18 protein-coding genes are annotated in these 22,024 nt (G+C 66.0%); 9 read left to right on the forward strand and 9 right to left on the reverse strand.

The genetic code is table 11. The features are described from left to right. Positions 1–10: 10 nt before the first annotated feature. The 3 genes from smc to LPJ38_RS15275 form a co-directional block, all read right to left on the reverse strand. Positions 11–3,475: a chromosome segregation protein SMC gene (gene smc / locus LPJ38_RS15265; protein ID WP_145636917.1), complete on the reverse strand. Its 3,465-nt coding sequence runs from the start codon at positions 3,473–3,475 to the stop codon at positions 11–13. Positions 3,476–3,691: 216 nt separating this feature from the next. After that, positions 3,692–4,348, reverse strand: a complete 657-nt coding sequence (locus tag LPJ38_RS15270) for a DsbA family protein (RefSeq protein ID WP_145636920.1) — start codon at positions 4,346–4,348, stop codon at positions 3,692–3,694. A 137-nt stretch (positions 4,349–4,485) separates the two neighbouring features. Beyond that, complete coding sequence (locus tag LPJ38_RS15275) at positions 4,486–4,977, reverse strand: DUF721 domain-containing protein (RefSeq protein ID WP_145636923.1); 492 nt, start codon at positions 4,975–4,977, stop codon at positions 4,486–4,488. Positions 4,978–5,138: 161 nt separating this feature from the next. On the opposite strand from LPJ38_RS15275, the gene mutY reads away from it, so the two are divergent. Together mutY and LPJ38_RS15285 are read left to right on the forward strand one after the other, a co-directional pair. Continuing rightward, positions 5,139–6,260, forward strand: coding sequence for an A/G-specific adenine glycosylase (gene mutY / locus LPJ38_RS15280; protein ID WP_167520549.1), 1,122 nt, complete (start codon positions 5,139–5,141; stop codon positions 6,258–6,260). Positions 6,261–6,328: 68 nt separating this feature from the next. Beyond that, positions 6,329–6,751, forward strand: a complete 423-nt coding sequence (locus LPJ38_RS15285) for a PaaI family thioesterase (protein WP_145636929.1) — start codon at positions 6,329–6,331, stop codon at positions 6,749–6,751. A gap of 204 nt (positions 6,752–6,955) precedes the next feature. Here LPJ38_RS15285 and LPJ38_RS15290 read toward each other — a convergent pair whose 3' ends face one another. Continuing rightward, positions 6,956–8,233 carry a flavin-dependent oxidoreductase gene (locus LPJ38_RS15290; RefSeq protein WP_145636933.1) on the reverse strand — a complete coding sequence of 426 codons (1,278 nt, stop codon included), beginning with the start codon at positions 8,231–8,233 and terminating at the stop codon, positions 6,956–6,958. 128 nt (positions 8,234–8,361) lie between these two features. Here LPJ38_RS15290 and LPJ38_RS15295 point away from each other — a divergent pair, with 128 nt between their 5' ends. Next, positions 8,362–8,982: a glutathione S-transferase family protein gene (locus LPJ38_RS15295; protein WP_145636936.1), complete on the forward strand. Its 621-nt coding sequence runs from the start codon at positions 8,362–8,364 to the stop codon at positions 8,980–8,982. A 196-nt stretch (positions 8,983–9,178) separates the two neighbouring features. Here the strand turns inward: LPJ38_RS15295 and LPJ38_RS15300 are convergent, their stop codons facing one another. Then, positions 9,179–10,102: a LysR family transcriptional regulator gene (locus tag LPJ38_RS15300; RefSeq protein ID WP_145636939.1), complete on the reverse strand. Its 924-nt coding sequence runs from the start codon at positions 10,100–10,102 to the stop codon at positions 9,179–9,181. A 90-nt stretch (positions 10,103–10,192) separates the two neighbouring features. Between LPJ38_RS15300 and LPJ38_RS15305 the strand changes: the two genes are divergently transcribed. The 4 genes from LPJ38_RS15305 (at position 10,193) to LPJ38_RS15325 (ending at position 16,376) form a co-directional block, all read left to right on the forward strand. Further along, complete coding sequence (locus LPJ38_RS15305) at positions 10,193–10,636, forward strand: nuclear transport factor 2 family protein (protein ID WP_145636942.1); 444 nt, start codon at positions 10,193–10,195, stop codon at positions 10,634–10,636. Between the two features lie 345 nt (positions 10,637–10,981). Then, entirely contained in the window at positions 10,982–11,566 is a 585-nt protein-coding gene (locus LPJ38_RS15315; RefSeq protein WP_145636947.1) for a biliverdin-producing heme oxygenase, read from the forward strand. Next, positions 11,563–14,109, forward strand: coding sequence for an HWE histidine kinase domain-containing protein (locus LPJ38_RS15320; protein ID WP_145636950.1), 2,547 nt, complete (start codon positions 11,563–11,565; stop codon positions 14,107–14,109). Before LPJ38_RS15315 ends, LPJ38_RS15320 begins: the two co-directional genes overlap by 4 nt. A gap of 257 nt (positions 14,110–14,366) precedes the next feature. Beyond that, positions 14,367–16,376, forward strand: coding sequence for a HAMP domain-containing methyl-accepting chemotaxis protein (locus LPJ38_RS15325; protein WP_167520537.1), 2,010 nt, complete (start codon positions 14,367–14,369; stop codon positions 16,374–16,376). Positions 16,377–16,434: 58 nt separating this feature from the next. Here LPJ38_RS15325 and LPJ38_RS15330 read toward each other — a convergent pair whose 3' ends face one another. From LPJ38_RS15330 to LPJ38_RS15340, 3 genes are all read right to left on the reverse strand, one after another. After that, positions 16,435–17,121 carry a glutathione S-transferase family protein gene (locus tag LPJ38_RS15330; protein WP_145636957.1) on the reverse strand — a complete coding sequence of 229 codons (687 nt, stop codon included), beginning with the start codon at positions 17,119–17,121 and terminating at the stop codon, positions 16,435–16,437. A 123-nt stretch (positions 17,122–17,244) separates the two neighbouring features. Next, complete coding sequence (locus LPJ38_RS15335) at positions 17,245–17,571, reverse strand: hypothetical protein (RefSeq protein ID WP_061847022.1); 327 nt, start codon at positions 17,569–17,571, stop codon at positions 17,245–17,247. 118 nt (positions 17,572–17,689) lie between these two features. Then, positions 17,690–18,817 (reverse strand): site-specific DNA-methyltransferase, encoded by a 1,128-nt coding sequence (locus LPJ38_RS15340; protein ID WP_145636960.1) that lies wholly within the window; start codon positions 18,815–18,817, stop codon positions 17,690–17,692. Positions 18,818–19,233: 416 nt separating this feature from the next. Between LPJ38_RS15340 and ypfJ the strand changes: the two genes are divergently transcribed. Together ypfJ and moaB are read left to right on the forward strand one after the other, a co-directional pair. Next, positions 19,234–20,172 carry a KPN_02809 family neutral zinc metallopeptidase gene (gene ypfJ / locus LPJ38_RS15345; RefSeq protein WP_060736737.1) on the forward strand — a complete coding sequence of 313 codons (939 nt, stop codon included), beginning with the start codon at positions 19,234–19,236 and terminating at the stop codon, positions 20,170–20,172. Between the two features lie 151 nt (positions 20,173–20,323). Further along, positions 20,324–20,887 (forward strand): molybdenum cofactor biosynthesis protein B, encoded by a 564-nt coding sequence (gene moaB / locus LPJ38_RS15350; protein WP_145636962.1) that lies wholly within the window; start codon positions 20,324–20,326, stop codon positions 20,885–20,887. A gap of 207 nt (positions 20,888–21,094) precedes the next feature. On the opposite strand, the gene LPJ38_RS15355 is transcribed toward moaB, so the two are convergent. Continuing rightward, on the reverse strand, positions 21,095–22,024 hold the full coding sequence (locus LPJ38_RS15355) for a bifunctional helix-turn-helix transcriptional regulator/GNAT family N-acetyltransferase (protein WP_145636965.1): 930 nt from the start codon (positions 22,022–22,024) through the stop codon (positions 21,095–21,097).

Below are 22,024 nucleotides of genomic sequence, written 5' to 3' on the forward strand. Positions count from 1 at the left end.
GCTAGCGATATCACGCCACGTTCTGGTCGAGAATGTCCACGGCCTCGGCGAGGCTCACCGAGACGAGCTGCGAGACGCCGCGCTCGGCCATGGTGACGCCGAACAGGCGGTTCATCCGCGCCATCGTGATCGGGTTGTGCGTGATGATGATGAAGCGGGTGTCGGTCGAGCCGGTCATCTCGTGCAGGAGGTTGCAGTACCGTTCGACGTTGTGGTCGTCGAGCGGCGCGTCGACTTCGTCCAGCACGCAGATCGGCGAGGGGTTCGTCAAGAACACCGCGAAGATCAGCGCCATCGCGGTCAGCGCCTGCTCGCCGCCCGAGAGCAGCGACAGCGTCTGCGGCTTCTTGCCCGGAGGTTTTGCGATGATTTCGAGACCGGCTTCCAGCGGGTCGTCGCTTTCGATCAGGTGCAGGGCGGCCTCGCCGCCGCCGAACAGCTCGACGAACAGGCGCTTGAAGTGGCTGTTGACGACCTCGAACGAGGTCAGCAGCCGTTCGCGTGCTTCCTTGTTGAGGCTCTGGATGCCCTGGCGCAGCCGCTTGATGGCTTCGACCAGATCGTCGCGCTCGGTGACGAGGCCGGTGTGCTGGGTCTCGACCTCGCGCAGCTCTTCCTCGGCGCGCAGATTGACGGCGCCGAGGCGCTCGCGGTCGCGGCGCATCTTTTCGAGGTCCTCCTCGATGTCGTGCAGCGGCGGCAGCTCTGCGCCCGGCTCGATCTCGGCGAGGCCCGCGACGGCCTGCGGCTCGACCTCGAGCATGTCGCGGATCTCGCGCTCGATGTCTTCGAGCCGGCGCCGGGCGCCTTCCATGCGCTCCTCGGCGCGGGCGGTGGCCTCGCGGGAGCTGGAGAGCGCCTCCAGCGTCAGCTTGGCGACGCGGTCGGTCTCGGCCATCGCGGTCTCCGCGGTGGCGAGCGCGTCGGCGGCCATGCGGCGGTCGTTCTCGGCGTACTCGATCTCGGTGATCAGCGCGCTGCGCTTCTCGGCGAACACGGCCGGCGCGTTTTCGAGCTCGCTGCGCTCGATCGTGAGTTCGGCGATGCGGGCGTGGATGGTGTCGATGTGGGAGGCCGCGCTCTCCTTGCGGTTCTGCCACTCGGTGCGTTCGGCGAGGATCGCCTGGACGCGGCGGTCGGCCAGCTCTGCCTCGCGCGCGAGCGCCTGCGCCTCGGCGCGGACCTGGGCGGCCATGCGGCGATGGCCCTCGATGTCGCTGCGGACCGCCGCGAGACGGGTCTCGGTGTCCTCGCTGGACGGCAACTCGCCGATGCCGGCCTGGGCGTATTCGTAGGCGGCCTCGGCCTCGGCGCGATCGGCGGCGAGACGGCTGTGCGCTTCCGACAGCGTCGCCTTGCGCGCGGCGTGGCGGCTGATCTCGCGCTCGGCATTGGCATGACGCTCCCGCGCGATGTTGAGCTCGCGCTGCGCGGCGCGCCAGGCTTCGCGGCTGGCGCCTTCGGTGCTGGCGGCCATCTGCAGCTCGGACTCGGCATTCTCCAGCGCCTGGCGCTTGATCTGCGCGTCGATGCGGGCCTGCTCCAGCTCGTTCTCGATGTCGACGAGGCGGGCGCGCTCGGCCAGCCGCCGCGCGGCGCCGGTCGGTGCGTGAGCCGCGGCAACAAAACCGTCCCAGCGCCAGACGTCGCCTTCGGGCGAGACCAGCCGTTGGCCGGTCTTGAGCTGCGAGACCAGCTCAGCGCCGCGCTCGCGCGGCACGACGCCGATCTGCGCCAGGCGGCGCGCCAGCTCGGCCGGCGCCTGCACGTGATTGGCGAGCGGGGTGACGCCCTCGGGCAGCTCGGGATCGCCATCGGTGACGCCGGCATTGGTCCAGCGCATCGGCGCCGACGGATCGACCGGCGCATCGAGATCGTCGCCGAGCGCGGCGCCGATCGCCTTTTCGAATCCCTTGTCGACGGTGATGCCGTCGATGATCGGCGGCCACAGGTTCTTGGTCTCGCCGTTGAGGATCTTGGAGATCGTGCGCGCCTCGGTTTCGAGCCGCTGTGCGCGCTTGTCGGCTTCGACCAGCGGCGAGCGCGAGGATTCCAGCGTCTGGCGGGCGGCGACATGCGCGGCTTCGCTCGCCTGCGCGGCGGCTTCCGAAGCCGCCAGCGTCTGCTCCGCGGTCTCGACCAGTGCGGTCAGCTCGTCGAGATCGCCGAAGCCGCCGGTCTCCTGCGCAAGCTTCTGCTCTTCCGCGGCGACGTTCGCAATCTCCTGGTCGAGCCGGGCGAGCTTGTCGCGATGGGTGCGGACGTTGGCTTCGAGTTGGTTGCGCTTGGCGGTGAGGTCGGCGAGCGCGGTGGTAAGCTCGGCGAAGCGCTGCTCGGTTTCGGTCAGCACCGCTTCGGCTTCGGCGACGCGCTCGTCGACCCCGGAGCGCTTCTCGACGCGCGACTTGATCTCTTCCTTCAGCTCGGCGTCTTCAGTATCGAGCCGCTGCAGGGCGACGTCGGCGTCCATGGTCTGCTGCTGGGCGCGCGAGATGTCGCCTTCGAACTGGGCAAGGCGGCGCTCGAGCTCGGCGACGCGCTCCTTGGCGCGCTCTTCCTCGCGGTCGAGCAACTCGCGCGCATTGGTCAGGCGCTGGAGCCCGGCGGCGGCGCGCGCTTCGGCATCGCGCAGCGCCGGCATTTCGGCGGCGCGGATGGCCTGGATGCGGGCGGCTTCGGCCTGGTGCTGGGTGCGCTCGGCCATTTCGCGGACGGCGAGATCATGGGTCTGGCCGGACTCGTTGACGTCGGCATGAGCGCTGATCCAGCGCAGGTGATACAGCGTGGCTTCGGCCTTGCGGACCTTGGCCGCGACCTCGCGGTAGCGCACGGCCTGGCGAGCCTGCTTCTTCAGGCCTTCCATCTGGCCGGAGAGCTGGCCGATCACGTCCTCGACGCGGGTGAGGTTGGTTTCGGCCGCCTTCAGCCGCAGCTCGGCCTCGTGGCGGCGGGCGTGCAGGCCGGCGACGCCGGCGGCGTCTTCCAGCACGCGGCGGCGCTGCTCGGGCTTGGCCTGGATGATCTCGCCGATCTTGCCCTGGTGGACGAGGGCCGGCGAACGCGCGCCGGTGGCGGCATCCGCGAACAGGATCTGCACGTCGCGTGCGCGCACGTCGCGGCCGTTGATGCGGTAGACCGAGCCGGCCTCGCGCTCGATGCGGCGGGAGATTTCGAGGAGCTGGCTGTCGTTCATCGCCGCCGGCGCGGTGCGATCGGCATTGTCGATCGTCATCGTCACTTCGGCATGGTTGCGCGCCGGACGGTTGCCGGAGCCGGCGAAGATCACCGCGTCCATGTCGGCGGCGCGCAGCGACTTGTACGAGGTCTCACCCATCGCCCAGCGCAGCGCCTCGACGAGATTCGACTTGCCGCAGCCGTTCGGGCCGACCACGCCGGTCAGGCCGGGCTCGATGACGAAGTCCGTGGGCTCAACGAAGGACTTGAAACCGTGAAGGCGCAGGCGGGTGATTTTCATAAGCACGCATCTCTGTTGGCAGGCGCGAATCCCCTGCCGGGACAATACCATGGAAGGCAATGTCGCTGTCTGGGCGAGTCGCGCAGGGCGGCTCGTGCGGCTGGACAATGGCCGCGGTGCGCCGCGAGGGCAACCGGCGAAAGCCGCTTTTCCCAAGGGATTTATGCCGGGATGATACGGCTCTCGATGCGCGAATCAGGTTTGTCGCGTTGCGAATCAGCTTTTGAGCAGCGGATTGATCTTCTTGGCGAAATCCTCGAACGAGGTCTCGCCCTTGATCTTCTCGCCGTTGATGAAGAAGGTTGGCGTCGAATCCACCTTGAGCACGTCGCTGGCATATTTCTGGTCGGCGGCGATTTTGTCGAGCAGCGCCTGATCCTTCAGGCAGGCTTCGACCTGCTGCTGGGTGAGGCCGGCCTGCTTGCCGATCCGCGTCAGGGTCTCGGTGGTGTTCTTCATCACCCAGTCGCTCTGCTGGCGGAATAGCATGTCGGTCACCGCGAAATATTTCGAGGCGTCGCCATTGGCGATGCAGCGCGACAGCATCGAGCCGGCGGCCGCTTTGATGTCGAGCGGGAACTCGCGGAAGATGTAACGCACCTTGCCGGTGTCGATGTATTCCTTCTTGATCTTGGGGAACACCTGCTCGTTGAAGGCGGCGCAATGCGGGCAGGTCATCGAGGCGTATTCGGTGATGGTGACGGCGGCGTCGTTCGGGCCGAGCGCCATGTCGGGCAGCGACACCGGCTTGGCCACATCGGCGGCAGCCTGCGCCATGGCCTCGGACACGAACCGCAGCGGCGAGAGCCCGGCGAGCGCGGCAAGCCCGGTCAGCGACAGCATCGTGGTGAAGGCGCGGCGGGTGATGATCACGGTCGGCTCCCGATTGGCAAAATGTCGCCCCAGGGGTCTATCAAGTTCCCGCCCGGGCGGCCTGTCGCTAGCTTGAAACGTCGATTGAGGCAATGGCGAGCGGCAAGTCTGGGTCCAGATTAGCCGCCGAATGAGGCTCAATTTCGCTTGATGGCCGCCCCGAGCTGGGCCAGCGCCGTCTTCAGCTGTTCATCTTCGATATCGCCCAGGCTCTCCGCCACCTTGGCCACCGATTGGGCGTCCGGCGGGCCGGGCCGCTTCCGGGCTCGGGGCCGCGATAGGGGCGCCTGGCGGAAGGCCAGCTTGCCGACCGCGCTCCAGCCGAAGAAACGGTTGACCCGCTCCAGGATCACATCGGCGGAGTGCTGGATCTCCAGGGCCATCGGCCCCTCGACCCGCAGCACCAAGGTCGCGGGCTCCTGCGGCTGGCCCTCCACCGGCCGCGGCCATTGCATCTTCAGCGGCTCGGCATGGGCCGCGATCTCCGGCCCGGCGATCTGCGCCCACCGCGTCACCAGCTCGCGCGCGGCAAAGCCCTGCTTGGCATAGGCCTCGGCAAAGACGCCGTCGAGCAGGAGCGACAGCGGCTTGGCGCTGATGGGACCGGGCTTGGGAGGGAATTTGGACATGGGGCCTTATAGCATCACCGCGTGCAACCGGCAGGTTCCTAGTCGTCTTGGCCGGGCTTGTCCCGGCCATCCACGTTCTTCCTGCGAAGAAAGACGTGGATGCCCGCGACGAGCGCGGGCATGACGTGGAGAGATCGGCGCGTCATCGCTACAGTCAAAACATGAGCTCGAAATCCGCCCTTAAGACGAAGCCGGAACCATTTGAGGCGGTCGTTTCGACCCGCCCCACCTTGCTGCTCGCCTGGTACGACCGCCACCGCCGCCGTCTGCCTTGGCGCGCCGCGCCCGGCGAGGCCTCGGACCCGTACCGCGTCTGGCTGTCGGAGATCATGCTCCAGCAGACCACGGTGAAGGCGGTCGGTCCGTATTTCGAAAAATTCGTGGCGCGCTGGCCGGATGTCACGGCGCTCGGCCGGGCGTCGCAGGATGACGTGCTGCGGATGTGGGCCGGGCTCGGCTATTACTCGCGGGCGCGCAACCTCCATGCCTGCGCGGTCGCGGTGACGTGCGAGCATGGCGGCGTCTTTCCCGACACCGAAGACGGTCTGCGTGCGCTGCCGGGCATCGGGCCGTACACGGCGGCGGCGATCGCAGCGATCGCGTTCGACCGCCGCACCATGCCGGTCGACGGCAACATCGAACGCGTGGTGTCGCGCCTGTTTGCGGTCGAGGAGGAGTTGCCACAGGCCAAGCCTCGGATACAGCAATTGGCTGCAACGCTGCTGGCCGACTCCCGCGCCGGCGACGAGAGATCTCGCGCCGGCGACAGCGCGCAGGCGCTGATGGATCTGGGTGCGTCGATCTGCACACCGAAGAAGCCGGCCTGTTCGCTGTGTCCGCTGAACCAAGACTGTATGGCGCGCGCGCAAGGAACGCAGGAGACGTTCCCGCGCAAGGCGCCGAAGAAGAGCGGAACGCTCAGGCGGGGCGCCGCCTTCGTCGTCACGCGCGGCGATGAACTGCTTGTCCGCTCAAGGCCGGAAAAGGGCCTGCTCGGCGGCATGACCGAAGTGCCGGGTTCGGACTGGCTCGCCGGCCAGGACGACGGCGCGGCGAAGCTGCAGGCGCCGGACTTGAAAGGGCTGTCTCGCTGGCAGCGCAAGCTGGGTGTCGTCACGCACGTCTTCACGCATTTCCCGCTGGAGCTGGTGGTCTACACGGCGAAGGTGGAGGCCCGCGCCCGCGCGCCTGAGGGCATGCGCTGGGTGCCGATCGCCACGCTCGCCGGCGAAGCGCTGCCCAATGTCATGCGCAAGGTGATTGCGCACGGATTGGGTCTCTAGCACCCAAGCCTGCTGACACCATGCTGTCAGCAGGCTTGCACTAAGGATCGCGGGCAACGGAGGTTCGCATGGTCAAGACGGCGCTCGACAATTTTCGAAGGCCGCCCTGCGCCGAGCTGTTGGGCTGGCGCCTGCTCGATGCCCGGCCGCAGGAGGGCTGGATCCGGCTCGGTTTCGAAGGCAGGCCGGAATTCTGCAACCCCGCAGGGTTCATCCAGGGCGGCATGCTCTCGGCGATGCTCGATGACACGATGGGGCCGGCGGTTTTGGTGATGAGCGAGGGCCGGCTCTACACCACGACCATCAGCATGACCGTGAACTTCCTCAGTCCCGCCAAGCCAGGGCCGATCATCGGCGAAGCCCAGGTGACACAGCTCGGCAAGACCATTGCCTTCGTCGAGGGCAAGCTGATGGCCGAGGACGGCACCGTGTTGGCGACGGCGAGTGCGAGCGAGCGGCTGCTGGAAGCGGCGAGGGTGGTGGGAAGATAGTGCTGCAGCGCTTTCTTCCTTCTCCCCTTGCGGGAGAAGGTGGCGCGAAGCGCCGGATGAGGGGTTCTATCCACGAACTCCAAAAACGAGATAAGTGCGCGGAGACAGACCCCTCACCCAAGTGAGCCCGTGTCTACAGCGGAGCTGCCCTCTCCCACAAGGTGCGAGGGCACATCAATATGCATCTCGTTTTGAGCGAAAGCATCACGCTCCCACGCGCGCGTCCTTACTTACAATCGCCGGCTTGGCATTCAGCGCCTCGACCTGAAATCCCGCGACGCGCTTGTAGTTGGCGGCGATGTCCTCCAGCTCCTGCTGCGAGAGCACGTCGGTGACGAGACCAAAGCCATCGGGCGCGCGCTCCTCGACCAGCTGCATCACCTGCTCCGGACCGTTCTTGCGGTTGAGCAGGACGAGGTCGGTGGTCGCGGGCCGACGCTCGGCCTCATAGGCGAGCAGCGCGGCTTGCGTCGGGCCGCGCGCCAGAATCTCGCGCGTGATGACCCGGGCATCGAGGATCGCCTGCGAGGCGCCGTTCGATCCGATCGGATACATGGGATGCGCGGCGTCGCCCATCAGCGTGACTTTGCCGAAGGTCCATTGCGAGACCGGATCGCGGTCGACCAGCGGATATTCATAGGCGTGCGGGCAGTTCTTGATCAGGCCGGGCACGTCGAGCCAGTCGAACCGCCAGCTTTCGAACCAGGGCAGAAACTCCTCCAGCCGCGCGGTGCGGTTATAGTCTTCACGCCGCCATTGATAGGTCGGTGGCATGTGGCGCTCGGCGACCCAATTGATCAGGTGGTTGCCCGCCTCATCCGGCTCCTTCGAGATCGGATAGCAGACGAATTTCAGGATCTCATGCCCGGCCATGATCATGGTGCGGCCGGTGAGGAAGGCCTTCGCTGGCGTGACCCCGCGCCAGAGGATGCGGCCGTTCCAGATCGGCGGGCCTTCGCCGGGATAGAGCTTTTCTCGCGCGGCGGAATGGATGCCGTCCGCGGCAATCAGGATTGCGCCGTCGTAGCTCCCTGCAGCTTTGCCGGTCGCCCTGTCGATGAAGTCGGCGCGCACGCCGTCGGCGGTTTCGGTCCAACCGGTCAGATGATGGCTGGTGAGAATGTTCTCGCGGCCGAGCCGCTCGACCGCGGTGTCGAGCAGGAGCTGCTGGAGCGTGCCGCGATGGATCGAGAATTGCGGCCATTTGTAGCCGGCTTCGAGGCCCCGCGGTTCGCTCCAGATCGGCTTGCCGTGCTTGGAGAAATAGGCGAGCTCGCGCGTCCGCACGCCGCTGGCGTCCAGCTTCTCCATCAGGCCGAGCTCGATCAGCTCGCGCACCGCATGCGGCAGCACGTTGATGCCGACGCCGAGCGGCTTAAATTCCGCGACGCTCTCGAACACTTTTACGGGAACGCCGATTCCGTGCAGGCTGAGCGCAAGCGTCAGCCCGCCGATGCCGCCACCGGCGATGAGTACCGTCATGACAAAGCCCCTCCAATCGGAGGCGTCTTGGCACAGGCGGGCGGCGGTGGGCAACTGCGAAGAGGATTTCGTGCTATGGACCTCGGGGACGACAGCCGTTATTTTCCGGCTTTTCCATGAGGTCCGACATGCTCAAGCTCTACTACGCCACCGGCACCTGCGCGCTCGCCACCTACATCACCCTGGAGGAGGCCGGCGCCGACTACACCGCCGAACGGCTGAGCTTCAAGGACAACCAGCAGAACAGCCTCGACTATCTCGCCATCAACCCGAAGGGGCGCGTCCCGGCGCTGGTGACCGATCGCGGCGTCCTGACCGAGACGCCGGCCATGCTGGCTTATCTCGCGCAAGTCTTCCCGAAGGCGAAGCTCGCGCCGCTCGATGATCCCTTCGATTTCGCCCAGGTGCAGTCGTTCAACTCCTATCTCTGCTCCACCGTGCACATCAACCATGCCCACAAGATGCGCGGCGCGCGTTGGGCGACGCAGGAAAGCTCGTTCGCCGACATGAAGGCGAAGGTCCCGCAGACCATGGCCGCCTGCTTCTCCCTGATGGAGCAGAAGATGTTCAGGGGGCCCTGGGTGATGGGCGAGCAGTTCACGATCTGCGATCCCTACCTCTACACGCTCTCGACCTGGCTCGAAGGCGACAGCGTCGACATCAATGCGACGCCGAAGATTGCCGACCATTTCAAGCGCATGTCGGACCGGCCCGCGGTCCGCAAGGTGATGGACGCGCAGAAGGCGTAGGGGCGCGGCCACGTATTCCCTGTCGTCCCGGGCAAGCGAAGCGCAGACCCGGGACCCATAACCCCAGGGAGAAGCTGTGGCACGAGATCGCAGCTAAGAGTTTTCGTCAAACCACACCCCGTGGTTATGGGTCCCGGATCGGCGCTCCGCTTCGCTGCGCTTGTTCGGGACGACACCATTTGCTTTGAAGCTGTGTTCAGCCCACGCGGCGCTCTTTCTTCTCCAACTCCCGTCCCGTCTCCAACATCAGCCTTCTCAGCCAGATCGAGCCCGGGTCCATCTGCGCGCGGGTCGGATGAAACATGAACTGCTCGTCGATCCCGGGGTCGAGCGGCGGCGTCACCGTGACGAGGCCGAGCTGCTTCGACAGCGCTGCGATCAGCCGGCGCGGCACGAAGGCGACGAGATCGGTGCGGGCGGCGACGTGCAGCGCTTCGAGATAGCCTGACACCACCAGCGCGATGTGCCGCTCGATGCCTTTGGTGCGCAGCCAGGGGTCGATCAAGTCCTCATTGCCGCCGCGAATGATCACGCCGACATGACGCGCGGCCAGGAACGTCTCCCGCCGCTTCAGCTTCGCGCCAATCGGATGGCCGCGCCGCACTGCCAGCGCGTCGCTGTCGGTGTAGAGCAGCTGGCGGTGGAAGCCCTTGAAGGCATTGCCGATCGAGATCACGAGGTCGATGGTGCGGGCGAATTCGGCATGGAAGATCGCCGATCCGCGCCACGGCACCACGTCGATGCGGACATTGGGGGCGGCCCGCGTTACCTTCTCCATCAAGGGCGGCATCAACAGCTCGACCGCGAGATCCGGCATCATCAGGCGGAATTGCCGCTCGCTGCGCGCCGCGTCGAAATCCTCCGGCACGAACAGCCCGCGCACCTGGTCGAGCGCCTGCGCCAGCGGCACGCGCAGGGCCAGCGCTCGCGGCGTCAGCTCCATCCGTGCGCCGGTGCGCACCAGGAGCGGATCGCCGAAGATGTCACGCAGGCGCTGGAGCGCGTGGCTCGTCGCCGGCTGCGACAGGCCGATGCGCATGGCCGCGCGGCTGACATTGGCCTCGCGCAGCAATGCGTCGAGGGCGGTCAACAGATTGAGGTCAAGCGAATTCAAATTCATAAGGTGAATAGATATCATATTCTATATCGATTTGAAGAATGCCATTTGTTCGGCGATCATCTCGGCGTTGTCACACAAGGAGATGCCGCCATGAGTGCGAGCGCCAACAAGAAACTGCTGCAGGATATCTTTGCCGCGGCCGCCAACCCTGATCCCGCCGCGCGCGACCGCGCGCTATTCACCGCAAGCCTCGCCGACGACGCCCAATGGATCGTGACCGGGCAGTATTCCTGGTCGCGCACCTTTGCCGGCAAGGAGGCGATCCTCAACGATCTGCACGGTTATGTCCGCTCCCGCCTGCGTGACCGCACGCGCACCGTCGCCCATCGCTTCATCGCCGATGGTGATGTCGTGGTGGTGGAAGCGAAGGGTGACAACGTCACGCCCGAGGGCGTCCGCTACGACAACGACTATTGTCTCGTGTTTCGGCTGGAGGACGGCAAGATCAAGGAGATCCGGGAGTATTGCGACTCGATCCTGACCGAGAAGGCGCTCGGTCCTTTTCCGCAGGCACCGCTGAGGGCAGCGAGCTGAGTGGACTGAGCCATCCCGCCTCCGCCGCTCGATCTCAACAGGCGCAGCCGGTCGGGCTAGTGCGGGCCTGGCAGGCGCTGGTCGAAATGGTCCGCATCAGACGCGAGCGGTCCCGGGCCCGGTATCATCTCGCTGCCATGACTGAGCGGGAGTTGCTGGACTTTGGGATGACCCGGGCGGAGATCATGTACGAACTGCATAAGCCCCGGCGAAGGAAATGACGAGGGATGCGCCCCGTCGCTCGCCCGGTTTTCCCGTCGCCGGCGGAACCTTTTAGGTTCCGCCGGCGTTTCCTTCGCTTCCGGGGCAATTGCGCCCCCGGCATCGCGCGCGTTTGGGAATTTCATGCTGGCTGGGGCTTCGAACGTTTCGACACAGGTGGGCCGCAGCTTCCCCAAACTCCGTGAGCGACTGAGAGATGCGACTGCGGCTGCGCACCGGGAGCTCGATGCGCAGCTTTCATCGTTCGATCTCACCGTCGTGACGGGCTATCGTCGCTTTCTTCAAGCAAGCGCTGGCGCGCTACTTCCGCTTGAAGCGGCGCTCGTGGAGGGAGGCGTAGCCAGCATGTTTCCGGATTGGCCGGAGCGGTCGCGCAGTGCCGCGATCTCGGCTGATCTCCGGCGGCTCGGCAGCGCCGCGCAATCCACCGTGTCCGTGCCGCCGCTGACGTCCGGCGGCATGCTCGGCACCCTGTATGTGCTGGAAGGCTCCCGGCTCGGAGCCAAGTTCCTGCTGAAGGAGGTCGCCGACGCCGCCGATCCGCATATCAGCCAGGCGACCCGCTATCTGAGCCATGGCGCGGGCAAGCGGCTGTGGCAGAGCTTCCTGTCCAAGCTCGAAAGCGAAGAGGTCAGCGACGAGGATGAGGTGATCGAGGCGGCGCGCGCTGCCTTCGCGGCGTTCGAGCGGGCGGCGGACAGGGCATGAACGAGGCCGTCAATCTCACGAATTGCGATCGCGAGCCGATCCACATTCCCGGCAGCGTGCAGCCTTTCGGCTTTCTGCTCGCGGTGCTCTCAGACTTCACGATCTGCATGGCCTCGGACAATGCCGGCATCTTCCTCGGGGCCGATGTCGCCGACCTGGTGCAGCGGCCGTTATCGAGCGTGATCTCGGAAGCGGCCGTCGAGACCATCCGCAACCGTGTCGATCATCTCGCAGGGCCGGACGCGACCGAGCGTCTGTTCGGGGTCGAGCTCCAGGCCGGCAAGCCGCTTTACGATCTGTCGATTCATTTCTCGGGCGCCTATCTCGTGGTGGAAGCCGAGCCCAGCGTCAACGAGCCCGGCGTCAATTCCGGCGAGCTCGTGCGCCTGATGCTGGAGCGCATCCGCAAGACGCGCGGCATGACCGATCTCGCCCGCGAGGCGGCGCGCCAGCTCAAGGGGCTGACCGGCTTCGACCGGGTGATGGTCTACCAGTTTCACCCGGACGGATCGGGCGAGGTCATCGCCGAGACGGCGGAGCCCGGGCTCGAATCGTTCTTCGGCCTGCGTTATCCCGCTTCGGACATCCCGCGGCAGGCCCGCGCGCTCTACCAGCGCAATTGGCTGCGCATCATCGCCGACGTCAATACCCGGCCGGCCGCGCTGGTGTCGACGGCCACGCATAACGCCGGACTGCTCGACCTCTCGATGAGCGTGCTGCGCTCGGTGTCGCCGATCCACATCGAATACCTCCGCAACATGGGAGTCGCCGCCTCGATGTCGGTGTCGATCCTGCGCGACGGCAAGCTGTGGGGCCTGTTCGCCTGCCACCATTATTCGCCGCGTTACATCTCGTTCGACAAGCGCACGGCGTCCGAGCTGTTCGGGCAGATGTTCTCCTGGATCGTCGAAGGGCGTGAGCGCGAGGGCGACGTGGTCTACGAGGCCCGCGCGCACCAGGTTCAGGAGCGGCTGATCGAGATCGCGGCCGCGCACGAGCACAGCCGGCGCGCCATCGTCGATTTCCTCGGCGATTATCGCAAGATGATCGCGTGCGACGGCGTCGCGGTCTGGTCCGACGACAAGATTGCATGCGAGGGCGAGACGCCGACGGAGGACGAGGTGAAGGAGCTCGTCGCCTTCATCAACCGCACCTCGCCGGGCCGGATCTTCGCCGGCGCCGAGATCGCCAAGGTCTACGCCGCCGGTGAGGCTTTCCGCGACCGCGCAGCCGGGTTTCTCGCCATCCCGATTTCGCGCACGCCGCGCGACTGCCTGATCTTCTTCCGCCGCGAGGTCACGCGCTCGGTCAATTGGGCCGGTGCTCCCGACAAGGTCTATGACGAGGGCCCCAACGGTCCCCGGCTGACACCGCGCAAGAGCTTTGAGCTGTGGCAGGAGACCGTGGCAGGCCAATCGAAGCCGTGGTCGGTCGCCGACATCCGCATTGCCGAGAGCCTGCGCGTCACCCTGCTCGAGGTCATCCTGCAACTGTCCGACCTCGCCGCGCGTGAGCGGCGCGGCGCGCAGGAGCGGCAGGAGCTGATGATCGCCGAGCTCAATCACCGGGTTCGCAACATCCTGAGCCTCGTCCGCGCGCTGGTGGCGCAGAGCAAGGACACGGCAACTAGCATCGAGGAATTCGCCAGCGTTCTCGGCGGCCGTATCCAGGCACTGGCGCGCGCGCATGACCAGATCACCAACCTCAATTGGGCACCGGTGGCGCTGCGCACCCTGGTCGAATCCGAGGCGGGCGCCTATCTCGGCTCGCGCGCCGACCGCGTGAAGATGGGCGGCCCCGACGTGGCGCTCGATCCCAAGGCTTTCGCGACGCTGGCGCTCGTCGTGCACGAGATGATGACCAACTCCGCCAAATACGGCGCGCTTGCCGATTCCACCGGCAATGTCGAAGTGGTCTGGCGCCTCGATCCGTCTTCCAGCCTCGTCATCGAATGGAAGGAGAGCGGCGGCCCGCCGGTGCAGCCGCCCTCGCGGCGCGGCTTCGGCACCACGATCATCGAGCGCTCGGTGCCGTTCGATCTCAAGGGCGATGCCGAAATCCGCTTCGACCTCCTGGGTGTGCAGGCGAAATTCGTCATTCCCCCCAATTTCGTCCAGCTATTGCCGTCCATCGCGGGAGCCGCCATGCGCATTGAAGAGCAGAAATCCGCCAAGCCCAGGATTTCCGAGACGGCCCTGATTGTCGAGGACAACCTGATCATCGCGATGGCCGCCGAGGTCATCCTGCTCGACCTCGGCGCCCGCCACGTCGACACCGCCGCGACCGTCGATCAGGCGCTGCGCTCGATCGAGCGCGCCCGGCCGAGCTTTGCCCTGCTCGATCTCAACCTCGGCAGCGAGAGCAGCATCAAGGTGGCGCAGAAGCTGAAGGAGATCGGCGTGCCCTTCATGTTCGCGACCGGCTATGGCGAGCGCGCGCCGCTCCCGGCGGAGCTGGCCTCGGTGCCGGTGGTTCAGAAGCCCTACACGCTGGAAGTGGTCGAGAACGCGCTCGGTAAATTGCAGCAGGTTAGCGCCGGGTAAACCTTCGCGTGCCGAGCTCTGCATGGCGCTGCGGACTTCTGCGCGCCTTTGCATGGATGCCGATAAAATCAGCACGTTTTGTGCGGGCCGGCCCTGCGCGCGCGAACAATTTGAAGGTTCAATTAACGAGTGTCCCCCATTGTGTCGCGGTGCAGCGTGAGTCGCATCGACGCGATACGCGGCTGCCAGGGTGGCCGGCGCCATCGCCGGAATCGTTCGGCCGCCCGAAGTGACATGCATCTGGGTGGACAGTGGGAATGCCGAAGTTTCGTTTGCGGATCAGGGGACGCCTGTACGCAGGCTTCATGGCCCTCGTGGCGGTCGGTCTGGTGATGGCGGTGGTTGCCGTCTGGAATTTGCGGACGGTGCAGGATCAGGTCGCAAGACAATCCGCGCTATCGGACAGCACGGCGCGGGTGCTGGAGATCTCGACCCATCTGCAGGCGATCCAGCGCGCCAATCTGCGCTACGTCTATGACGCCAATGAGTCCGCCATGAAGGAAGCCCAGGAGCGGGAAGCCGCGGCGACGGAGCTGTTGCAGGTCGGGGCCAAAGGCGCGCTCTCGGAGGAGCGGAAGAAGCTCTACAACGGCCTCATCGACGACATCGCCAAGATGCGACGCCTGCGCGACAATCTCGCCGACGCCGTCAATGAAGCGAGGACGGGCAAGGCGACGCTGCTGCCGAGCGGAGAGGACCTGGCCGTTAAGACGGGCAAGCTGGTCGATACGGCGCGCGCTGCCGTCGACGAAGACACCGCGGCCCTGGTCGCCGACCTCGAATCCAGGGTTCTCCTGGTCCGGATCGCAAACTGGCGTTTCCTGGCGCTGCGCGACGCGCAGGGACCGGCGAATTTCAGGGCGAGTGTGGACAGGGCGGCACAACGGCTCGCAGGCATCGAGAAGAGCCCGCAAGCCGCGGAGTTGCGCGCCACGCTCGCGCCGGTGAAGACCTCGCTCGGAATGTACAAATCCGCGTTCGAGACGACGTCGGCCGCGATGCTTCAGGCCGACGAGATCTATCACAAGAGCCTCGCGCCGCTGATCGTCGACAGCATCGCCAGGCTCAAGGCCGCGGAAGTGACGCTGAAGACGGACTATCAGGACTCGCGCAGCCATGCCGAAGCCGTGATCGCGGGCACGACGACCGTTCAGGAAGTCGCAGGCGGTCTCGCCATCCTGTTCGGCGGCATCGTCGCCTTCCTGATCGCCCGCAGCATCGTCGGGCCGCTGGCCTCGATGACGCGCGCGATGGGGCAACTGGCCGGCGGCAATCTCGCGGTCGAGATTCCCGGGCGCGGCAAGGCCGACGAGATCGGCGACATGGCCAAGGCGATCCAGGTGTTCAAGGACAACATGATCGACACCGAGCGCATGCGCGCCGAACAGACCGAGCTCGAGGCGCGGCAGGCCGAGACCCGCAAGCAAGACATGGTCAGGCTCGCCGACCAGTTCGAGCAGGCCGTCGGCGAGATCGTCAATACCGTGTCGTCGGCATCGAACGAGCTCGAGGCCTCGGCCGGCACGCTGACCACGACCGCCTCGCGCGCCCAGGACCTTTCGACCGAGGTGGCCTCCGCATCGCAGGAAGCCACCGCCAACGTGCAGGCAGTCGCCTCGGCCACCGAGGAGCTGTCCTCCTCGGTCGGCGAGATCGCCCGTCAGGTGCAGGAATCCGCCCGGATCGCAGGCGAGGCCGTCGGCCAGGCCAGCAGGACCAATGACCGCGTCGGCGAGCTCTCCAAGGCGGCGGCGCGGATCGGCGACGTGGTCGAGCTGATCAGCACCATCGCCGGCCAGACCAATCTCCTCGCGCTCAATGCCACCATCGAGGCCGCCCGGGCGGGCGAAGCCGGCCGCGGCTTTGCCGTCGTCGCGACCGAGGTCAAGGCGCTGGCCGAGCAGACCGCGAAGGCCACGGGCGAGATCGGCCAGCAGATCGCGAGCATCCAGGCCGCCACCGAGCAGTCGGTCGGCGCCATCAGGGAGATCAGCGGCACCATCGAGCGGCTGTCGGAGATCTCCGCGACGGTTGCGGCCGCCGTGGAGGAGCAGGGGGCAGCCACGCGGGAAATCTCCCGCAACGTGCAGCAGGCCGCCCAGGGCACCCAGCGCGTCTCGACCAATATCGGCGACGTGCAGCGCGGCGCCTCCGAGACCGGCTCGGCCTCCTCGCAGGTGCTCTCCGCGGCGCGGTCGTTGTCGGCCGACAGCAATCGTCTCAAGGTCGAGGTTGCGAGATTCCTGGAGACGGTTCACGCCGCCTGAGCTTTGGAAGCAAGAGGCCACGCGCATCCGCGTGGCCTCGAACAACGGCGCGGCGCGATCAGGCCACCTTGGTCGTCATGTGCTTGAACATGTTGGCCCGCGCCTCCTCGTCCATCTCGGCCTTGAAGGTGAACTTGTCCTTCAGCGCGATGGCGCGCGCGGCTGCCGGCCGCGCCGAGATCTCGTCCACCAGCCGTTTCACGTTCGGGTATCGCGCAAAGGCGTCGTCACCGAGCTTGAACGGCACCATCCGCGCCCAGCCCCACATCGCCATGTCGACGATCGAATAGCTGTCGCCGACCATGTATGGGCGGCCTTTGAGGTGACCGTCGAGAATCCTGTAGTGGCGGTCGGTCTCGTACTGGTAGCGGTTGTGGGCGTAGTCGTGATTCTGCTCCTTCGGCGCGAAGTGCTTGAAGTGCACGGCCTGTCCCGAATACGGCCCGACGCCGGTCGCAACGAACATCAGCCAGGACAGCGTCTCGCCGCGCACGCTGGGCGGGGGCAGAAACTTGCCGGTCTTCTCGGCGAGATAGAGCAGGATGGCGTTTGAGTCGAACACGATGGTGCCGTTGTCGTCGATCGCCGGCACCTTGCCGTTCGGATTGATCTCGAGGTAGTCCGGCGTGAACTGCTCGCCCTTGCGGGTGTCGATCTTCACCGGCTCGTACGGCAGTCCCGCCTCTTCGAGATAGAGCGCGACCTTGGTCGGGTTCGGCGATCCGTTGAAATAGAATTTGAGCATCGATCTCCCCAATGTTGTTGCCGAGAGCGGGCGCGGTGTCATTGCCGCACTCCCCTCTTGCCCGAACCTGCTCCGCGAGAGCAACCGGCGAGTTTGCCGGGCGGTGTCTGCGCGTTGCGCAGATCAGGAGGCGTAACAAAGGCCGATGGCCGCCGTAACGACCATCGCCGCGCCCACGGCCTCCAGCCGCAATCCGAGCCTCGCGGCGAGATGCATATCCGACGCCCGCGCCTTGCGCTCCGATCCGCGCGCGTAGCCGTGCACGATGACGTCATGGTTGAAATTGTCGTGCGCCTCGTTGCTGCTGGCGAGCCCGACGCAGACCACGAGCACGCCGAACAGGGCGAGGCCGAAGAAGCCCAGCAGCGCGATCAGGAACATCGGGAACATGCCGAGCAGGAAGATCGGCAAGAGCGGCACCAGCAGCAATGTCTCGGACTGTCGTCGCATGGGAGCCGGACCGGGACGGGACTGATCAGGGAAATCTAGTCCTGCCTGGCGCCTCCTTCAAGATGCCGCAGGGTGGGCAAGCTTTCGCTTTGCCCACCCTACGAGATCGCGAAAGCCGCTACTCCGCCATGCCGGCGCGGATCTCGGCGCGGAGCTCGTCGATCAGCTTGAGGCCCTTCTTGGTCTCGACGTGCCAGAAGGTCCAGCCATTGCAGGCTTGCGAGCCCTGCGCCACGGCGCCGATGCGGTGGATCGAACCGACCTTGTCGCCCAGCATGATGGCGCCGTCGGCGCGGACGAGGGCGCCGAGCTTCTTCTTGGCGTCGAACAGTTTCGTGCCGGGCATGATCATGCCGCGCTCGATCAGCTCGGAGAACGCCACCCGTGGCGCTTCGCGCGCGGTCATGAACGGGGCGAGGCTCGCTTCCGGCAGTGGCTCGACCGCGGCGATGCGCGCTTCCGCGGCCTTCGCATAGGTCTTGTCGCGCTCGAAGCCGATATAGGAGCGGCCGAGACGCTTGGCGACCGCGCCCGTGGTGCCGGTGCCGTTGAAGGGATCGATCACGAGATCGCCGGGCTTGGACGAGGACAGCAGCACGCGCGCGAGCAGGCCTTCCGGCTTCTGCGTCGGATGCACTTTCTTGCCGTCGGCGCCCTTGAGGCGCTCCTCGCCGGTGCAGAGCGGGATCAGCCAGTCGGACCGAGCCTGCACGTCCTCGTTGGCGGCCTTCAGCGCCTCGTAATTGAACGTATAGCCCTTGGCCTTCTCGTCGCGCGCGGCCCAGATCATGGTCTCGTGCGCATTGGTGAAGCGGCGGCCGCGGAAATTCGGCATCGGGTTGGTCTTGCGCCAGACGATGTCGTTCAGGAGCCAGAAGCCGAGGTCCTGCATGATGGCGCCGACGCGGAAGATGTTGTGATAGGAGCCGATCACCCAGATCGTCGCCGACGGCTTCATCGCGCGGCGTGCGGCAAGCAGCCAGGCGCGGGTGAAATCGTCATAGGCTGAGAACGAATCGAACTTGTCCCAGTCGTCGTCGACGGCGTCGACATGGGATTCGTCGGGGCGCTTGAGATCGCCCTTGAGCTGGAGATTGTAGGGCGGATCGGCGAACACGAGGTCGACCGAACCAGCCTGAAGCTTCGACATCTCGGCGACGCAATCGCCGAGGATGATGCGATGCGAAGGGGACTCAAAGTTTGTGCGGGGCGCCCTTGCAGACGCCCCGCGACGCGACTCTACCATGACTCAAGAACTCTGACTCAGGCGACGCTGTCGGCGACGCGGGACCAAACAACCGACTGACCGTTACATTGAAGCGGCAAAGTAAAAATCGACTTAACCCGCCGCTTTCGTGGGCAACGCTCGCATCGCGTTCTGCGTGCATGTCGTCGTGCGCATACGCCGTGTTTTACAGTGTATTTCGCGGTTGCTTGCGTTGCGGAAGCAATCAAGGCTCCAAAAAGGCCGCAAATTTCTCTCGGAAAAAATTGCTCGACCCTCGGAAAAATTTGCTGGCACCGGCATGCTGTCGCACTAGGCAATTTTTGCCGGCCACGATATTGATAAAAGCAACGGAAATTTTACGTGTGTGGCGCGTTGAGCTTTTGCGTTGATGCGCACCGACGAACTTGAACCAGGACCCCGAGGGGACGGCCGCCATGCGTTACGATGACTTCCGCCGCAGCGACGACATCGAGGATCGTCGCGACGAAGGTGGTGGCTTTGGCGGCGGCGGAGGCGGCGGGTTCGGCCTGCCCATGGGCGGCGGCGGGCTCGGCATCGGCACCATCATCATCCTCGGCCTGGTCGGCTATGCCTTCGGCATCGATCCGCGCATCCTGATCGGCGGCGCCGAGATTCTCACCGGCGGCGGCCATGCGCCGACCTACCAGACCGATCGCCAGTCCTCTTCCGGCAAGCGCGGCGCGCCCACCGACGAGATGGGCAGCATGATCTCGGGCATCCTCGGCGAAATCGACGACCGCTGGACCGAGATCTTCCAGGCCAACGGCCAGACCTATACCGGTCCGAAGATCGTGCTGTTCCGCAACGCCACCAATGGCGGCCGCTGCGGCATGGCGCAGTCGGCGATGGGCCCGTTCTATTGCCCGCCGGACCGCACCATCTTCCTCGACACCAGCTTCTTCCGCGAGGTCGAGACCCGCTTCCGCGGCTGCTCCGGCAAGTCGGCGTGCAATTTCACCACGGCCTACATCATCGCGCACGAGGTCGGACACCACATCCAGAATCTGCTCGGCATCATTCCGCGCGTGACACGCCTGCAGCAGCAGGCCGGCAGCAAGGCCGAGGCCAATGCGCTTCAGGTGAAGGTGGAGCTGCAGGCCGACTGCCTGTCCGGCGTCTGGGTCAATCGCGAGGCCAAGAAGCGGCCGAACTTCCTCGAGCCCGGCGACATCGACGCCGCCCTGTCCACGGCGAGCGCGATCGGCGACGATACGCTGCAGCGCCAGGCCACGGGACGCGTCGTGCCGGATTCCTTCACCCACGGCTCGGCGGCGCAGCGCAAGCAGTGGTTCATGACCGGCTATCAGCAGGGCACGGTCCAGGCCTGCAACACGTTCGGTGGTGGGCAATAGCGGAGGCCTCGTGCCCCGGACGCGGCGCAGCATGGATCGCTGCGCTGCTGAGCCGGGGCCCCACAGCCTCGGTTCAAGCAGATGGGTCCCGGCTCTGCGAAGCAGCGCTTACGCGCTGCATCGCGTCCGGGACACAAGAGGATAGAGCACAATGGCCTCCATCGACGAGACAAAGCAGTTCATCCCGCTCAACATCGCGGTGCTCACCGTGTCGGACACCCGCGCGCTCGCCGACGACAAGTCGGGGCAGACGCTGGCCGACCGCCTGACCGAGGCGGGCCATCATCTGGCCGCGCGCGAGATCGTCACCGACGACGTCGAGGCGATCCGCGCCGTGATCCGCCGCTGGATCGCGGATGCCGGCGTCGATGTCGTCATCACCACCGGCGGCACCGGCTTTACGGGACGCGACGTCACGCCGGAGGCGATCGAGCCGTTGTTCGAGAAGCGCATGGACGGCTTCTCGATCGCGTTCCACATGCTGAGCCACGCCAAGATCGGCACGTCGACGATCCAGAGCCGCGCAACCGCGGGCGTCACGGGCGCGACCTACATCTTCTGCCTGCCCGGCTCGCCCGGCGCCTGCCGCGACGGCTGGGACGGCATCCTCAAGGCCCAGCTCGACTATCGTACGCGCCCCTGCAATTTCGTCGAGATCATGCCGCGCCTGGACGAGCATCTGCGAAGGCCGAAGGCGCAGGGCGCGACGGTATAGTCGCGGATAGCTCTCGGGCGTCTTGTCACACGATCAGTATCGTAGGGGCAAAGCGAAGCTGCCCACGACGTCTGCCGCAAGGCTTGATCGGTGGGCACGGCGCTAATGCGCCTTTGCCCACCCTACGATTTCTGGTCGGTCAGGTGACATGGCTTCTCCACAAGGGGCGAGGGCACGGTCATGCGCATCTTGCTCGCTGCGAGAGCGCTACAGATCCATTTCCCAGGTCTCCCCAACCAGATCCTGCCCGAAGTTGCGATGCGGCTCGGCGGCGACGAGCTTGAAGCCCGCACTTTTGTAGATGCCGCGGGCAGCGACGAGGATGCTCTGCGTCCACAGCGTCATCCTGCTGTAGCCTCTCTCGCGGGCGCCCTGGATGCATTGCTCGACCAGCGCGCGGCCGACGCCGAGTCCCCGCGCTTTCTTCTCCACCTGCAACAGGCGCAGCTTGGCGACCTCGTCACTGGCCTTGACCAGAAAGACCGAGCCGACGGGCTCGCCGTCCACTTCCGCGATCCAGCAGTGCTCGCGCGCGGCGTCGTAGTTCCTGATGAACTGCGCGCAGATCTCGGCGACCAGCGCCTCGTAGCTGATGTCCCAGCCGTAGTCGGCGGCATAGGCGGCGCCCTGTCGCGAGATGACCCATCCCATGTCGCCCACGCGGTGGCTGCGCAGCATGAAAGCCGCAGGCTGGGATCGACATTGCTCCAGCACGGCCTCAATGGTCGCCATCGCCTGCGTCAGCCGCGTTGCATCGTCGGCCGAAAGCGGAGCCAGCATGGCCGCGACCTCGTTGTGCGAGCTCTGATTCAGCTTGGCAAATATCTGGCGACCCTTGGCGGTGAGGCTGAGCTGGTATTGCCTGCGATCGGCGGGTAGGGGCCTCCGCGTGATAAGCCCCTTTTCGTCGAAGCTTTGCACGATGCGGCTGAGATAGCCGGGGTCGAGACCGAGCTCGTTGCCGATCTCCTTGGCTGCGATGTCATCCCGATGGGCGAGCTCGTAGAGCACGCGGGCCTCGCTGAGCGAGAACGGGCTCTGTCCAAGGTGCTGGTCGAGTACGCCGAGCTTGCGGGTATAAAAGCGGTTGAAAGCGCGAACCGCAGCGATCTGGTCGTCGATGCCGTTGATTGCCAT

This window comes from Bradyrhizobium daqingense, assembly GCF_021044685.1.
GTDB classification, from domain to species: domain Bacteria; phylum Pseudomonadota; class Alphaproteobacteria; order Rhizobiales; family Xanthobacteraceae; genus Bradyrhizobium; species Bradyrhizobium daqingense.

Excerpts from the sequence above, each read along its gene's own strand:
- mutY (WP_167520549.1), top strand. The coding sequence starts at position 5,139 with ATGAGCTCGAAATCCGCCCTTAAGACGAAGCCGGAACCATTTGAGGCG.
- LPJ38_RS15335 (WP_061847022.1), bottom strand. The coding sequence starts at position 17,571 with ATGCGACGACAGTCCGAGACATTGCTGCTGGTGCCGCTCTTGCCGATC.
- LPJ38_RS15355 (WP_145636965.1), bottom strand. The coding sequence starts at position 22,024 with ATGGCAATCAACGGCATCGACGACCAGATCGCTGCGGTTCGCGCTTTC.
- LPJ38_RS15285 (WP_145636929.1), top strand. The coding sequence starts at position 6,329 with ATGGTCAAGACGGCGCTCGACAATTTTCGAAGGCCGCCCTGCGCCGAG.
- ypfJ (WP_060736737.1), top strand. The coding sequence starts at position 19,234 with ATGCGTTACGATGACTTCCGCCGCAGCGACGACATCGAGGATCGTCGC.
- LPJ38_RS15320 (WP_145636950.1), top strand. The coding sequence starts at position 11,563 with ATGAACGAGGCCGTCAATCTCACGAATTGCGATCGCGAGCCGATCCAC.
- LPJ38_RS15290 (WP_145636933.1), bottom strand. The coding sequence starts at position 8,233 with ATGACGGTACTCATCGCCGGTGGCGGCATCGGCGGGCTGACGCTTGCG.
- LPJ38_RS15340 (WP_145636960.1), bottom strand. The coding sequence starts at position 18,817 with ATGGTAGAGTCGCGTCGCGGGGCGTCTGCAAGGGCGCCCCGCACAAAC.
- LPJ38_RS15300 (WP_145636939.1), bottom strand. The coding sequence starts at position 10,102 with ATGAATTTGAATTCGCTTGACCTCAATCTGTTGACCGCCCTCGACGCA.
- LPJ38_RS15325 (WP_167520537.1), top strand. The coding sequence starts at position 14,367 with ATGCCGAAGTTTCGTTTGCGGATCAGGGGACGCCTGTACGCAGGCTTC.
- moaB (WP_145636962.1), top strand. The coding sequence starts at position 20,324 with ATGGCCTCCATCGACGAGACAAAGCAGTTCATCCCGCTCAACATCGCG.
- LPJ38_RS15305 (WP_145636942.1), top strand. The coding sequence starts at position 10,193 with ATGAGTGCGAGCGCCAACAAGAAACTGCTGCAGGATATCTTTGCCGCG.
- LPJ38_RS15315 (WP_145636947.1), top strand. The coding sequence starts at position 10,982 with ATGCTGGCTGGGGCTTCGAACGTTTCGACACAGGTGGGCCGCAGCTTC.
- LPJ38_RS15275 (WP_145636923.1), bottom strand. The coding sequence starts at position 4,977 with ATGTCCAAATTCCCTCCCAAGCCCGGTCCCATCAGCGCCAAGCCGCTG.
- LPJ38_RS15330 (WP_145636957.1), bottom strand. The coding sequence starts at position 17,121 with ATGCTCAAATTCTATTTCAACGGATCGCCGAACCCGACCAAGGTCGCG.
- LPJ38_RS15295 (WP_145636936.1), top strand. The coding sequence starts at position 8,362 with ATGCTCAAGCTCTACTACGCCACCGGCACCTGCGCGCTCGCCACCTAC.
- smc (WP_145636917.1), bottom strand. The coding sequence starts at position 3,475 with ATGAAAATCACCCGCCTGCGCCTTCACGGTTTCAAGTCCTTCGTTGAG.